The organism is Kitasatospora sp. NPDC048715 (assembly GCF_043198905.1).
Classification (GTDB): domain Bacteria; phylum Actinomycetota; class Actinomycetes; order Streptomycetales; family Streptomycetaceae; genus Kitasatospora; species Kitasatospora lactacystinica.
The window spans coordinates 375,864-390,352 of record NZ_JBICVH010000002.1 but is presented as its reverse complement, the minus strand read 5'-3'; the positions used below and the strand labels follow the sequence as shown (position 1 = coordinate 390,352).

Here is a 14,489-nt window from a genome sequence, read left to right as displayed (position 1 = left end):
CCGCGCCGCCGATGCGATCGGCCGTCAGGCACCGGTGGGTGTCACCGCGCACTGGTCGTCGTTGACGACGGCGAGGTATTGCTCGGCGACGAGGACGTCGATCTTGTAGTCCTTCTCGCCGAGTTCCTTGGGCTTCAGGGTCTTGTCGAGCCACTCCTGGATTCCGCCGCCGGGCATGCCGTAGAAGGCCGCGACGTGTCCTCGCCGGACGTCGAACGGCTTCAGCACGGACAGGCAGTGGTAGACCTCGCCGTCGTCCGGGTCGGGGTTGAGCGAGTCCGGCGTCAAGGAGCGCTGGGTGAACGGTGTGCCGGGGTCGGAGAGGTAGCCGCCGTGGAGCGCGCCGAAGCGGTCGAGCCTGGTGCCGACCGGCACCGTCCACTGCGTCTCGTCGACCACGCCGTTGATCTGCTGGAAGCCGCGGTCGGGAGCGTAGACCCAGTCGCCGCCCTGCTTCGGGTCCGTGTTGGCGTACAGCGTCACGAAGTGCGGGGCGCTGAGCCCGCCGAAGCGCTGGTAGCCCCTCAGCAGGGTGGCGGTCGGCTCCGTGTTCGGCAGGGCGGCGGGGCCGAGGCGGGACTGCCCGCAGTAGTACAGCTCCGGGTGGGGGTCCGCGGGGCCGTCCGGGCATTCGGCGGAGCGGACGACTCCGGCACCCGCCGACCGGCCTGCGGCGTCCTCCGCGGCCGCCACTCCGGCGAGCGGCAGGGCACAGGCGAGGGAGAGGGAAAGGGAGAGGGCGAACATCGGGCGAAGGCGCACGGCGTGCTCCGTTCCTTGAGGTGTGGGATGTCGTGGGGTGCAGTGGGGGCGTGACGATTCGTCCGCTGCCCGCCGACGCTGCCGGGGCTCTTCCCGGCGCGCTGGGCGTCCTCGGCCGCGGTGGAGCCGACTGAGGTCCCGTGGGGGGAGACTTCGGCCTCCGGCGCGGTGCGGACATCGCGCCGACTCCCCGAAGTCCGTCATTCGCACACGGACGATAGGGTCGGCGGGCCGCCTCGGCGGCAAGCCACGCCGGGCCTCCGCCGCGGGCCAGCCGACCAGCCCTGCGGACTCGGCCGATGGCGGCGCTCCCGCCCCCCGGACGCCGGGAGCTCCACCAGGGGACCCGCGTCCGAGCGGCCGGACGTGCCCGTGGGCGGCGAAGCGAAGAGCCGGCCGGGCGCCGCGGGAACGCGGTGCCCGGCCGGCTCGGGGCCGGTGGTCTCCCCGGTGCTACGGCGCCGGGCTGAGCTTCTTCCACGGCCGGCCGCCGTTCGCCTCAGCCGTGCCGGGGGCGACCGTGGTGTACCACTGGGCGTACCAGTAGGAGCCCTGGTACTTCACGAACGCGGCCGTCGAGGCGGCCGGGTCGCCGGTGAGCAGATGGGTCTCCCGGGCGGTGGCGCCGCCGGCGAGCTCGATGTCGTTGCCCGCGGCCGAGCGGAGCTTGAACAGGCCGTTGTGCTTCGGCCCGCCGGGTGCTCCCTCACTGCCGTTGTCGGCGATCGGGACGAGCCGCCACTTCTGTTCGGCCCGCCCGTCGCACCCCACGGAGGCGAGGTCCTGCCGGGAGGCGGTGGCGGTCAGGCACCGGCCGCCACCGGCGATCGTGTAGAGGCCGCCGCCCGCCGGCTGGATCCGCCAGTACTGGTTGGCGTTCTGTTCCATCAGTTCCACGAGGTGGGCCCGGGACTGGTCGGGGTTGTTGTCGATCATCATGGGCTTGCCGGCGGGGCTGTCGCCGTACTCGAACATCCAGCCCTTGTCCCCCTTGTCGTACATCCGCCACAGCCGTCCGCCGTCGGGCCGGTAGACCTGGCCCTGCTTCCAGTCCGGTGCCTGGCAGGAGCTGCCCGCGGCGGGGGCGGGCGGTGCGACGGTCCGGACGTCGCGGCGCTGGTCGCCGGTCGAGCCGTACTCCCGGCCGCCGATCCTGAACGTCACGTTGGACGGCCCGGTGATCGGCAGGTAGTACTTCAGGTCGATGTCCCGGGACTTGCCCGGCGCCAGGTCCTCGCAGTAGCCGAGGGTGAGGGTGAGCCGGTGGAAGTCCCCCTTGAGTCCGCCCGTGTTGGGGCCGGTGTGGCCGGGGACGAGGCCCTTCATCTCCTTGTAGTCGTTGTCCTTGACGACCGGCGGCATCGAGGTGGGCAGGTCGAGGGCGATCTCGGTGCCCTGGGCGAGCGTGACGCCGGAGTTGTTGGTGATCCGCAGCTTCGGCTGGACGGGGTAGAAGTCCTTCTCCCCGGTGGGGAAGTCCACCAGTTCGGCCTTGACGTCGATCACCTCGGCCGGCTGCGGCCGCCCGCCGGCCTTGGTGTTGCCGGTGGCTCCGGCGCCCTTGAAGGCGTTGTCCAGGCGGGTGGTCAGGTCGTAGCCCATGCCCCATTCCCCGCCCGGGCGTTGGGCGTAGTCGCCGGCGAGTTCCCAGATCATCGCGCCGCCGATGCCCTTGTCGACGATGTAGCGGGCCTTGGCGTCGAGCGACTTCTCGTTCTCGGTGGAGAGGAACACCTTCTTGGCGTCGTTCCACAGCCAGGGCGACTGGAGGGCGTCCGAGTACTTCTCCGCGTACGTGCCGGTCAGCTGTCCGCTCGGCAGGTTGGTGTCGACGCCGTAGGACCGCAGGTAGCCGGGGGTCCGGCCGTCCTGGAGGTTCTTGGTGTGCCACAGCGGGTTCGACCCGGCGCCGACCTCCCGCTCGTTCTCCAGGTCGTGCCAGACGTTGTCGATCCCGACCGCGCCCGTCCCGCAGGACTGCGCGTTGGCCGGGCCGCGCCCGCCGGTGCCCAGCGGGCACTGGGCCTGGTCCGGCATCGCGGCCGTTCCCCACAGCCCGTCCGTGCCGCCCTGGACGTCGCGCCAGCCGCGGGAGTAGTACGGGATGCCGAGGTTGATCCGGCCGGCCGGCAGCGCGCCGCGGTAGTAGTGGTAGGCCCAGTCGACGTTGAAGTAGCCCTCCTTCCGGAAGTCCTTGGTGTCGGGCGCCTGGTCGTTGTAGATGCCGGCGTCCGCCAGCTCGTTGTCGCGCCCGTCGTCGTACAGCGGGGCCTGCGGGCCGACGAACCTGTTCCAGGAGCCGTGCAGGTCGTAGGTCATGACGTCGACGTAGTCCTGGTACTGCAGTGCCTGCCCGGCGTCCAGCCCGCGCACCAGGTAGCCGGAGGAGGAGCCCGCGGACGTCAGCAGGTAGTAGCGGCCCTTGTCCGTGCCGGCCCGGTCCAGCCGTTCCCGCAGCGACTTCATCAGGGCGTTGTAGCCCTGCTGGAGCCCCTTGCGGCGGGGGTTGGAGACGTCCCAGTCCAGCGGGTTGCCGGTGTTGGGCAGCGCGGTCGGGTACTCGTAGTCGATGTCGACGCCGTTGAACCCGTACCGGTCCAGGAAGTCGGTGACGGAGTCCGCGAACGCGTCGATGCCGGCCTGGTTCACCGACCCGTCGGCGTTGGTGGTCATCGCGTAGAAGTTCCGGGTGCCCGCCCAGCCGCCGACCGAGATCAGCGTCTTCACCGCCGGGTGCTTCTTCTTGTACGTGTTCAGCAGGTTGAAGTGCCCCTTGTACGGCAGCGAGGCGTCCATGGCGTTCTTCTCGCCCGGCCAGGTCATGCCGGTCGCCGGGTTGGCCGGGTCGTTCGGGTCGCCGATGCTGATCCGGTTGTCCCGCACCTCGGCGAACGCGTAGTTGACGTGCGTGACCTTCGACCAGGGGATGTTCGACGCCAGGTACTTCGGGTCGCCGCTCGCGCCCGCGCGCCAGCCGGTGAAGTAGCCCACCACGCGCCGGGTGCGGTTGTTGCCGACCCACTCGCGGCCCGCGCCGTCGTACACGTCGCAGTACCGGGCGGCCACGCCCGGGGTGACGGCCATGCCCTCGGGACGGCAGTCCCCCGAGGCGGCCGGCTTGGTGCCGCGGTCGTCCGGGGCGGCGTCGAACGGGTCGCCCGCGTCACCGCCGTCCGGCTGGCCCACCGGGCGGGCGGACAGCTGCCACCTCTGGGAGTCGCGGCGGTTGCAGTCGTAGATCTGCAACGGCCGGGTGGTGTCCGAGTCGGGAACGTCCAGGCACTTGCCCGAGTTCGGGTTCCGCAGCTCCTGTCGCGCGGTGTAGATCCACTTCTGGGCGGGGGAACCGTTGCACTCGTACAGCTGGACGGCCGTCCCGTTGTCGGCGCGCTGGCCGTCCACGTCCAGGCACTTGGCCAGCGACTGCAGCGAGCCGTCGGCCGAGACCGTCCAGGCCTGGGCGTCGGAGCCGGCGCAGTCCGCGAGCGCGACCGGGGTCCGGTCGTCCCGGCTGCCGCCGCGCGGCTCGACGCACTTGCCCTCCAGCCCGCGGATCGTACCCACCTGCGTGCCCGTCCCGGTCTCCCGGAACTTCCACCGCTGGGCCTGGTTCTTCGCGTCACAGGCCGTCACCGCGAGCGCCTCGCCCGCGCCGCCGGCCGTCAGGCAGCCGCCGTCGGCACTGCTGACCAGGGTGTACCAGCCGCCGCCGGCGCCCTTCGGCTGCCAGACCTGGTTGGCGTTGCCCTCCTCCGCCTGCACGAGGTGGGTGGTGTGCGGCCCGGGATTGTGGTCCACGACCATGTCCGGCTTCGCCGAGGCCGCGATCCGCCAGTTGCCGCCGCCGAGCGAGCGCATCACCCAGCGCTGGGCACCGCTGCCGTCGGGTTCCGCGGCCTGGACGCTCGTCCCGGCGTCGGTGCTGCCGCCGCTCAGGTGGACGGACATGCCGGTGGCCGAGCGCAGCTCCACCTGCTGGCCCTCGCGAGGATCCGTGCCGGTGTCGGGTTGGCGGGGGGTGATGACCACGTCGTCGGGGTACTCGATGTACCAGTACTGCTCCTTCTTGACGCCTTGGCCGCAGGAGTCGATGCCGACCCAGTTCTCGCCCTGGGTGCGCCTCGCCGGGTCCTGGGTGAGGCAGCCGGAGGTCATGTCGACATCGTCCAGGGACAGCGCGACCCGCCCGTCCTCCCTCGCCGAGTGGAACCAGCCGGTCTCCTTGTCGCCCAGCGCGGCCCAGTTCCGGCCGCTGAGGAGGTGGTGCCACAGGTTCAGGTAGCGCCCGTTGTGCTGCGCCTGCAGCGTCACCTTCTCGCCCACGTTGTGGAGCAGCCACCGCTGGCTGGCCTCCGCCTTGTCGGGACGGGTGACGAGGTAGTCGTCCGTGCCGTTCCCCTGGGCGTCCAGCACCTCGCCCGTCTCGGCGTTGCGCAGCCGGACGATGCCCTCACGCACCGCGGAACCGTCCGGTGCGACCTTCATGCCGTCGCCCGAACCCCTGCAGGTGAAGAGGTACCGGTCGGAGGCCGGCGCCTCCTTCCCGAACCCGGTCAGGCACTGCGACAGGGCCTGCTGCCCGAAGGCGTTCGGGTGGATGGCCTCCTGGATGTCACCCTGCGCGTTGGGCGTCAGCCACCCGAGATTCGGGATGTACGGGACCCAGCGGACCCACTCGGCCTTCGACGCGGGCAACGGACTCGCGTTGCTGTTCGCCTCCGTCGCCTGCTCGGCTCCCTTCGCGCACAACTCGTGCCCCGCGAAGGCGTCCTGGACGTCCAGGAACTTCGCGCCGGCGGTCCCGGCGGCCCGGCGCAGCATGTCGCTGATCTTCGGGACCAGCGTGCTGTGGGCCCAGTCGGCGTCGGGGTCGGTGAACGGGCAGCCGCCCTGGCGGAAGCGCGGGTCGGAGGTACCGTCGAACGGGTAGCGGAAGTTGTCCGCGGCGGGAATCGGGTTCGGATAGGACTGGAGCACCAACTGGTAGCCCGACTGGCCGGCCGCGGTCATGGTGCTCCGGATCGCGGCGAGCGTCTTGACGATCTCCGCCTGCACGGCGTCGACCGAGCGGGCGACCCTCGCCGCCTTGTTGGGTGCGGAGCAGATCTCCACCCAGCGGTAGTAGGCCTTCGCACAGTCCGAGACGATCCCGCTGAAGTCGAGGTCGTTGCCGCCGATGGACACGACGACCATCCGGATGTCGTACGTGCGGGCGAGGTCGGCCAGCTGCTGGATCTGGGGCTTCTCGTTGTTGCGCGACTCCGTGAGGATGTCCTTCGTCGTCGCGCCCGAACAGGCGATGTTGAACCGCCGCTCGACGGGAATGCCCTCGAACTCCGCCCCCTTGATCGGGGCGACGTCGGAACGGTCGCACCGGTTGCCCTTGTTGTCGTAGGACGTCGCGCCGTACACGCAGTCCTGCGAGCCGTCCGCGCACCTGGAGCGCCGGTCCGTCCCCCAGACGTCCCCCTCCTGCTTGGTGAGCGCGTTGCCCGCCCAACGGCCGCCCTCACCGGAGATGTAACTGTCGCCCATCGAGACGATGGCCTTCTGCGGCGCCTGACCACAGCCGGACGACGACGCCGCCTCGACCGCGGCGAGGGCCAGGGACTGCCCCGGCATCACCAGGCAGTCGAGATCCTCGCCGCCGGGCCCTCCGCTGCGGAAGACGACGGGGTAGTGGTCCGAAGCCGGGTCCCTCGAGCCGTCCGCCTTGAGGATGTCGACGACGTTCGTCTGACGGTAGGCACTGTAAGGGGCCGGTCCGTCTCCTCCCGCCGGGACGCCGCGGACCATGTAGTCGTAGAGCTTGGTCTGGAACCTGTCCGAGCTCGTGTCCTTGGACGAGTACGTCTTGAGCTGACCCGCCGTGACCATTTGCCACTGCGCCTGGGGCAACTGCAGCTCGGCAAGGTCCGCGGCCAGTCCGTCCGGCTCCCGGTTGAAGTCGCCGACAACCGCCCAGTTCCCGTCCGGGTGCCTCTGGGAGATCGCCCTGATGAGCGGGCCGGTGTCGTTCTGTTTGCCACTGTTCGCGGCGCTGTGGACGTCGTAGATCCAGGTGTCGTTGCCCTCGAGCTTGACGCCCAGCGCCGGCCGCTTCGACTTCGCATTGCGCCAGTTCGCCTCACTCTGCCGAGGGGTGGTTCCGAACCCCTGGTCGGGCTTGGCAGCCGGCACCACTTCCATGTCGGCGGGGCTGTCCGTGATGATGACCCGGGCCCGGTTGTTGTTGGATGCCCTGAGGGCGTAGACGTAGTACATGCTCCGCGGAAGACCCGGCCAGTGCCACACGTACCCCTGCGCCGTAACGATCCCTCCCATCCCATCCGGGTATCTGTCTTCGCCCAGTCTGCTGAACCCGTGACCGCCCTCATTCATGAAGTCGAAATTGTCATTGTGCTCCTGAAGGGCCAGGACGTTGAGGTCCCGGGAGTTCAGGAGCTTCGGTATCCAGGTGAGCCACAGGTCGAACGCCCCCATGTTCATGTTCCACGTCCCGACCTTGAGGTCCTTGACGGTGGCGGCACGAGCGGGCGGAGCCGGTAACAGAACGGCCTGGACGAGGCCCGCGATCAGAGTGAGCGTGAGCAGCGCGGCGACTCTGCGCCAGGCGGCCGGTCGATGACGGGGAATCCCACGCGGGGGATGTCCCGATCGCAGTGACGTGTCTTGCATTTCTTCTCTCTGCTTCTTTCCTGTCGTTGACGACACACAGGGCGACGGGACTCTACGAAGCGGCGGTAGACGTGTGATCAACGCGCGGAGCCGACGCCGCCCAGCCGGGACCGGGCCTCCGTGACCGCGTGGCGGATCCACCATGCGAGGACGTAGAGGGCCAGGGCGGCGATCAGGCCGGCGCCCGCACCCTTCGCCGCGTCGGACAGCACGCCTTCGACCAAGCCGGCCGCCGACAGCCCGGCCGTCTCCGCCTCCGGGCCGGCGCGCCACCGCCAGGCGTGAACAACAGCCCCGACGGCCGTGAACAGGGCCATCGGGAGCAGGATTTGGCGGCGCGGACCACTGACCGGCCAGGGACGACCGGAGCCGGGGAGGAGGTGCTCCCGCCTGCGCCACGCGAACAGCGCGATCGCGGCCAGACCGCCGATGGTGCTCGCGTGCTGCAGGGCCCGCGCCCAGGTCAGGCCGCCCACCACCGTGGATGCCAGCCAGGGTGTGCGGGTGACCACGAAGCCGTCCACGTGGGTGAAGGCGTCCCAGACCAGGTGACTGGCGATACCGACCAGTGCGGACAGGACGATCCACCCGGCCCGCCGGACCGGCGAACAGGCAACCCCCGACGGCGGCCACGGCGCGGACGAGGGCAGCAGGGACACCAGCGGGCGCCGGGCGGCCCGGAGCAGCGCCCACAGCAGGAGCGCGTACGGCAGGGTGACGGCGACGACACCCGAAACGCCGTGCGTGGTGGTGGCGTTGGCGAAGGGCTCGTACCAGGACTGCGCGCTGACGGGCAGTCCGGTGGTGACCAGGAAGTAGGGCAGGTCCGGTGCGACGGCTCCGGCGACCAGCGCCGTGCGACTGAAGGGCCGCCGCATCAAGGGCAGTACCGCCGCGGGGTGGGACAGGGTGAACGGCATGGGCATCCTCTCGCACGGACCCAATAGTCCGTCGAACGGAATGCTACGTCAAACGGACTATCAGGGGCGCAGCCGGCCCATCCGATTCCGGCATCGATGTTCGACAGCGCCAGGCCGCCGGGACCGACGGGCACTCAGGCCGACAGGCGCAGCTCAGGCCGAGGAACGCACCCGGTTCCGCCGCAGGCGACCGACGAGCAGCACGGCCACCGCGGCCGCCGACACCACGGCCATCAGGCACGCGACGGCGGTGACGTCACCCCACGCGGTGACGCAGGCATGCGCCAGCAGCGGCGGGGACGCCAGGGCGATGGCCGCCGACTCGCGCCCGCCCCGCGACCCGCCGCGCCAGGTCAGCACGACCCCGGCCGCGGCGAGGACGAGCAGCGGCCAGCACCCGTAGTCGGTGCTGACCCACGGCACCGCGTGGGAATCGACGAGCGCCCGCGGCACGACCACCAGCGCGACCACGGCACCGGCCGTGCCCGCCGGTCCGGTGCGATCAGCGCGCCCCGCACCACCGCGTTCCACCCGCCGGTCCGGCGGGCAGGCGAGCACCACGGCCGCCGCCAGGACCGCCGCGGCCGGGGTGGCCACCGGGTCGCCGAAGGCCGGCCCGCTGACCACCGCGGCCACCGCGAAGGACAGCAGCCCGGCCACCGTGCACGGCAGCCCCGCCCGCCACCGTCCGGCCAAGGCCGACGCCGCCCCCACGAAAACGAACAGGGACGACACGAGCAGCACGCCCCACGCCCCCGACAGGTCCACTCCGAGCTGCAGCCCCCACGGGGCCGGGGAGGCGACGAGGCTCGCGTACCAGCGCAGCAGATGCAGGCCGCACCCGGCGGCAGCGGCGGCCAGGGCGAAGGGGTAGGCCAGGCCCAGGACCCGCGCGGCCCGGGCCGCCGGGCCCGCTCCCAGCCGCATCCGCAGCGCGTGCGCCGCCAGACCCGCGCCGTCGCGCAGCCGCGAGCCCAGCGGCTCCCCCGCCGTCATCTCCCGGAAGGTCGCGGCGATCTCCTCGCCGTGGGCCTGCCGGTAGGCGGCGGGATACAGCCGCACCACATGGTCGATCACGTGGCGGACGGCGACGGCCGCGCGGCGGACAGCCGGCGATTGGCCTCCCTCGCGGTCTCGGCCAGCCGCTCGGCCTCCGCCGCCAGCCGCTCCCGCCCCGCCGGGGACAGGGTGAAGATCCGCCGGGCCCGGCCGTCGACGATCTCCTCGCGTTCGACCTCGATCATGCCGTCGGCCAGCAGACGGTCCAGGGCCCCGTACAGGGCGCCCGTACGCAGCGCGACACGGCCGCCGGTCATCGCCTTGACCTCCTGCGCGATGGCGTACCCGTGCCGCGGTGCGTCCGCGAGGGCTGTCATCACCATCACGGTCGGCTCTTGCATCACGCGCTCACTCACCCGACGAAGATAGTCACTCCGCCGGAGCATCTCAACGCGGCGGTCCGCGTCGCGGCCGCCGGGCGGCCCGGCACCGCCCGGTTCGGCCCTCAGCGGCTCGCCCGGGCCGACGCCACCCCTGCCGACGCCGCCCCTGCCACGCCACTGCTCCGCTCACACGCCGGCGGCCGCGCGCCGGTAGCTGCGACCGTCTCGGGTCCGGGTGAGCCGGCCGCTCTCCACCAGGTAGCGGCGCAGCGCCGAGCAGTCGTCGTGCACGGTGCGCAGAGCCTCGTTGACCTCAGCCTCGCCGTACTCCCGCGCCGGCTCGAAGAGGGTGGCGAGGTGGTCGAGCAGCGCGGCACGGGGGCCCGCCTTGCGCGGGATCGCCGTCAACCGGCCGTCCCGGAACAGGGCGGCCAGGTGCGCGGGCGGCTCGGACATCGGTGACTCCTGTGCAGGTCGGCGGTCCTTCGGGTGCTTCGTCCGCCGAGGCTGCCAGAGCACGACGCCGCGAGTCATCCGGTTTTCCGCCGGCGGGGATTCCGGCCGCTCCACCGCACATCACCGACATCACACCCGGTCGGCTTTCCTCGCCGCCGGGGCCGCACGAGAACCCGGCTGCCGGCCCGTGCGCCGCACCGTACCCGGCGTCAGGGCCGGGTACGGTGCGGCATGCCGAGTGGGCCGTGGGCCGTGCGCCGTGGGTCAGCGCACGGTGACGGTGAACACGGGCGAGGCGGTGCTTCCGCTGATGATGCGCAGCTCGTTCAGGCCCTTGATGCCGAGCTTCACGCCGAGGGAGTAGGAGCCGGTGCCGGTCGTGGTGACGGTGGCGGGCAGGGTGACCCACGCGCCGTGCTGCTTCTGCTGCAGGGTCACCGTGCTTCCCGCCTTGAGGCCGGTGGTCGTGCCGGTGACGCGGAACAGCTGCCACGCCTGGACGGTGGAGACCGACGGCTTGGCGGTGATGCCGGCCTGCGCGGTGACGGCCGCGGGCTGGGTGGCGGGCACGGGCTGGGAGACGGGGGCGGCCGCCATGGCGGTGCCCGCCACGGCGAGGGAGGCCGCGGCCAGGGTGGTCACGGCGGCCAGGCGCAGGGAGTTCCGCTTGGAGACGATCACGGTGCGTCCTTTCCAAGGTGGATCCGGCCCGAAGGCACGATCGGTGCGACTCGGGCCCTGTCATCCATGGAGACGCCCCGCGCCGCACTCGGGTTGTGGACGAAACGTCACCACCTTGTAACAGTAAGCGATTTCGCGGAGAGGCGGACGGTCCGGCGGCTCGACCGCGCCGGTTCCGCCCGCCATTCCGGCGGCGGGTCGTCGTCGCAGTCCTGCGGCCGGGGGATGCGGCGGACTTCCCGCGCACCGCAGGCGAGTTGGCTAGACTGCGGCGGGCCTGGCATGATCACCAATGAAGGGGCAGGGAATGAGCACCGACGAGACCGTGGCGACGGCCGCCGAGTTCGGATCCGATGAATCGGCCGCCCTTCACATACGCCAGGACGTTCCGCACAGCGCCCGGATGTACGACTACTTCCTCGGCGGCAAGGACAACTTCGCGGTCGACCGCGAGGCGGCCGAACGCGTCCTGACCGTCTTCCCCACCATGCGCACCGCGGTCCACGCCAACCGCGCCTTCATGCACCGCGCCACCCGGGCGCTGGCCCGGCGCGGTCTGCGCCAGTGGCTGGACATCGGCACCGGCATCCCCACCTCGCCGAACCTCCACGAGGTCGCCCAGGCCGTGGAACCGGCGGCCCGCGTGGTCTACGCCGACAACGACCCCGTCGTCCTGGCCCACTCCCGCGCCCTGATGACCAGCACCCCCCAGGGCCGCACCGCCTACGTGCACGGCGACGTCCACGACCCGGCCGCCATCCTGGCCACTCCGCAGGTCGCGGCGACCCTCGACCTCACCCGGCCCGTGGTCCTGTCGATGGTGGCCCTGCTCCACTTCGTCCCGGACCTCGGCGACGCCCACGCCATCGTCAAGCACCTCCTGGACCCCCTGCCGTCCGGCTCCGCGCTCGTCCTCTCCCACGCCACGGCCGAACTCGACCCGTCCGGCGCCTCCAAGGTGCAGGAGATCTACAACCAGGCCGGCACCTCCCTGCGGCTGCGCCACAAGGACGAGTTCGCCACCTTCTTCTCCGGCCTGGACCTCCTCGACCCGGGCATCGTCCCCGCCCACCGCTGGCACGGCGACGACACCGACGTGTCCACGGACGCTCTGCCCGCGACCGTCACCGACGCCCAGGTCTCCTTCTACGCGGCCGTCGCCATCAAGCCCTGATGCTCGCGGAGTCGGGGGCACGGCGCCCCGTGGCGTGAGCACCGGCAGGTGGTCACGCCACGGGCCCGGCCACGCGGACCTGGGCGCGCCGGGCGGACTTGGGTGCGCCGGGCGCTCAGGGCCGGGCGACGCGGTCAGACCGAGTCGGGAGGCCGGCTCGGCGTCGGTGCGGGCGGCCGTCCGAGCCAGCGGGCCGGGCGGCAGGAGCCGGTGCCGGCCGGGCCGGTGCCCGACGGGCACACCTGCGCCCGGGCGGAGGGAGTCGATTGCTCGGACTCCGGGCCCTCGGGGAGGTAGGCGTATTCGACGATCGTGAGCTCCCGGCCGCCGCCGAAGTCCACGAACCGCTGGTGCAGCGGCCCGAAGACGTGGTCGTCGTCGCCCTTGATCACGACCTTCCTCGCATCGCCGGGGAAGACGGTGAAGATCGCCCAGCCGCCGAGCCAGATCGGGACCGGCTGGCCCGCCAGGGAGTCGAGCGAGGTGCCGACGACGACCTTGGTGACGCCGTCTCCGTTCCTGATCGTGGCGAGACACTCCACCTCGCCACCCCCGAGCCACACCGCGGCCGCGTGGCTGCGTCCGATTCCGTTGTCCAGGACCACCATGTCCGTCAGGGCGGGCACCGGACAGGCCTCCGGACTCGCACCCGGCAGGGCCAGACTGTCGACGATCCACTGCGCCGACGCCGGGGCGGCCGGCGACAGCACCACCCCGTGCCCGGCCGGCGCCGGCCGCACGACGACGGTCGGCGCGGGCAGTCCGCCGTCGCCCCAGTCGCCGCCGCCCTGGCCCGTACAGGCCGCGGCCCCCAGCGCCAGCACCGCCGCCGCCCGCCCCGTCGCCCACGCCGTCCGTCCCACTGCGCCTCCCCCGCGCCGTACTCTCCTCCCAGTCTTCCCGCCGCGGCGGCCCGGAAGCGTCCGTGAACAGCAACAACCGGGCATCGAAGGCCAGTTGAATGGACGCGACCCTCGCAGAGCGGGAACGGGGCTCCTGACGCCCCGCCCGGGGAGAGCTCCGACCCGCTCGGCGCGGCCCCGCAGCCAGCGGTGATCGGCAATGGCTCCGGCATGCGCCCGCTGCCGACCCTCAACGGCAACAACCGGGCGCCCGCGAATTTTGGACTAGACCAATGCCGATCCGGTCAACTCCTTCACACCTTCTCCACCCACCCCGCCCCTCCTCGTAGCGTGTCCACGCCTCGCACAACGCGCGGCCACCGTCCGGGGAGAGATCTGTGAACTCGCTTACGGTCAAGGCTCGTTGGACCATCGCCCTCGCGGCGTCCACCGCACTCCTGTGTGCTGTGCCGGCCGGCGCCGCCACCGCCGGCACAGCCGACACCGCCGTGGGGTGGCGGGCGTTCGGGATCGCCGTCAGTGCCGACGGCAACCGCGCCTACGTCGCCGCCGAGGACCACGTCGGCGCCGACCACCCCGGCTTCCTGCGCACCGTCGACACCCGCACCGGCGCGGTCCTGGCCCAGACCCCGCTCGGCCAGGACGGCCCCGTCGGCCGGCCCGCCCTCAGCCCCGACGGCAACCGGATCTACGTCCTCGCCGCCGACCACCTGCTGACCGTCGACCTCGCCACCAACACCGTGCTCTCCCGCACGCCCGTCGACGGCCCGCGCGCGATCGCCGTCAGCGCCGACGGGTCCCGGGTGTTCGTCACCCAGCAGGGCTCCTCCGGCCCCGGCCGGGTGCTGGTCTTCGACATCGTCACCCGCTCCTTCACCGGCGCCGTCACGCTCGGCGACCCGGACGTCGACGGGATCGCCCTCCACAACGGCGGCGCCGCCGCCTACGTCGCCACCGGCGCGGGCGTCGTCCACCTCGACCTGACCACTCCCGTCCCGACCGTCATCGGCACCGTCCAGCCGCTCGCCGCCGCGACCGAGGTCACCGCCTCCCGCGAGGGCACCCGCCTCTACGCCCTCGGCAGCCGCTCCGGCTACGAGCTCAACCCCTTCACCGACACCTCCCGCACCGCCTTCACCCTCGGCGGCCCGGCCACCTCCGCCGACACCCACCTGGTGTCGGTCTCCCCCGACGGCAGCCGCCTGTTCGTCCTCAAGGACGGCTGGAAGCCCTCCGCCACCGTCCTGGTCTACGACACCACCACCAACACCGCCCTCCCCGACGCCGACCTCACCGGCTTCGGCCTCGACGGCGTGGGCGCCACCGCGCTCGGCCCCGACGGGCACACCCTCTACCTGGCCGGCTCGCGCGGCGAGACCAGCTACCTGAAGGCCGTCGTCCTCTGACCGTCCGACGGGCGGGTGTGCGGGCCCTGCGCCGCCCGCACACCGGCCCGTCGACTCCCGCTCGTCCACACCGGCCCGTCCACGCCGCACGTTCACGCCCGCCCGTCCACACCGGCCCGTCCACGCCCGCCCGTTCACACCCGCCCGTTCACACCCGCCGATGTCGG

The 14,489-nt window shown here is 72.2% G+C and carries 10 protein-coding genes; 2 read left to right on the top strand and 8 right to left on the bottom strand.

What is annotated here, in order from left to right; translation table 11 throughout:
- Nucleotides 1-24 precede the first annotated feature (24 nt).
- The 7 genes from ACGFSC_RS05510 to ACGFSC_RS05480 form a co-directional block, all read right to left on the bottom strand.
- Entirely contained in the window at nt 25-762 is a 738-nt protein-coding gene (locus ACGFSC_RS05510; RefSeq protein ID WP_359913510.1) for a TNT domain-containing protein, read from the bottom strand.
- A gap of 453 nt (nt 763-1,215) precedes the next feature.
- A complete protein-coding gene (locus ACGFSC_RS05505; protein WP_392862496.1) occupies nt 1,216-7,086 on the bottom strand; it encodes a glycosyl hydrolase family 18 protein in 5,871 nt (1,956 codons plus the stop codon).
- A 431-nt stretch (nt 7,087-7,517) separates the two neighbouring features.
- Nucleotides 7,518-8,360, bottom strand: a complete 843-nt coding sequence (locus ACGFSC_RS05500) for a DUF4184 family protein (protein WP_359909692.1) — start codon at nt 8,358-8,360, stop codon at nt 7,518-7,520.
- Between the two features lie 153 nt (nt 8,361-8,513).
- Entirely contained in the window at nt 8,514-9,437 is a 924-nt protein-coding gene (locus tag ACGFSC_RS05495; RefSeq protein WP_359909694.1) for a hypothetical protein, read from the bottom strand.
- A complete protein-coding gene (locus ACGFSC_RS05490) occupies nt 9,434-9,775 on the bottom strand; it encodes a PadR family transcriptional regulator (RefSeq protein WP_359909696.1) in 342 nt (113 codons plus the stop codon). Before ACGFSC_RS05490 ends, ACGFSC_RS05495 begins: the two co-directional genes overlap by 4 nt.
- Nucleotides 9,776-9,928: 153 nt before the next feature.
- Nucleotides 9,929-10,198 carry a DUF2087 domain-containing protein gene (locus tag ACGFSC_RS05485; protein WP_359909699.1) on the bottom strand — a complete coding sequence of 90 codons (270 nt, stop codon included), beginning with the start codon at nt 10,196-10,198 and terminating at the stop codon, nt 9,929-9,931.
- Nucleotides 10,199-10,462: 264 nt separating this feature from the next.
- Nucleotides 10,463-10,879: a hypothetical protein gene (locus ACGFSC_RS05480; RefSeq protein WP_359909702.1), complete on the bottom strand. Its 417-nt coding sequence runs from the start codon at nt 10,877-10,879 to the stop codon at nt 10,463-10,465.
- Between the two features lie 307 nt (nt 10,880-11,186).
- Between ACGFSC_RS05480 and ACGFSC_RS05475 the strand changes: the two genes are divergently transcribed.
- Nucleotides 11,187-12,053, top strand: coding sequence for an SAM-dependent methyltransferase (locus tag ACGFSC_RS05475; protein ID WP_359909705.1), 867 nt, complete (start codon nt 11,187-11,189; stop codon nt 12,051-12,053).
- Between the two features lie 134 nt (nt 12,054-12,187).
- On the opposite strand, the gene ACGFSC_RS05470 is transcribed toward ACGFSC_RS05475, so the two are convergent.
- The gene (locus ACGFSC_RS05470; protein ID WP_359909708.1) at nt 12,188-12,916 is read right to left on the bottom strand and encodes a hypothetical protein; all 729 of its coding nucleotides are present in this window, start codon (nt 12,914-12,916) and stop codon (nt 12,188-12,190) included.
- Nucleotides 12,917-13,293: 377 nt separating this feature from the next.
- On the opposite strand from ACGFSC_RS05470, the gene ACGFSC_RS05465 reads away from it, so the two are divergent.
- Nucleotides 13,294-14,322: a hypothetical protein gene (locus ACGFSC_RS05465; RefSeq protein ID WP_359909710.1), complete on the top strand. Its 1,029-nt coding sequence runs from the start codon at nt 13,294-13,296 to the stop codon at nt 14,320-14,322.
- Nucleotides 14,323-14,489 lie beyond the last annotated feature (167 nt).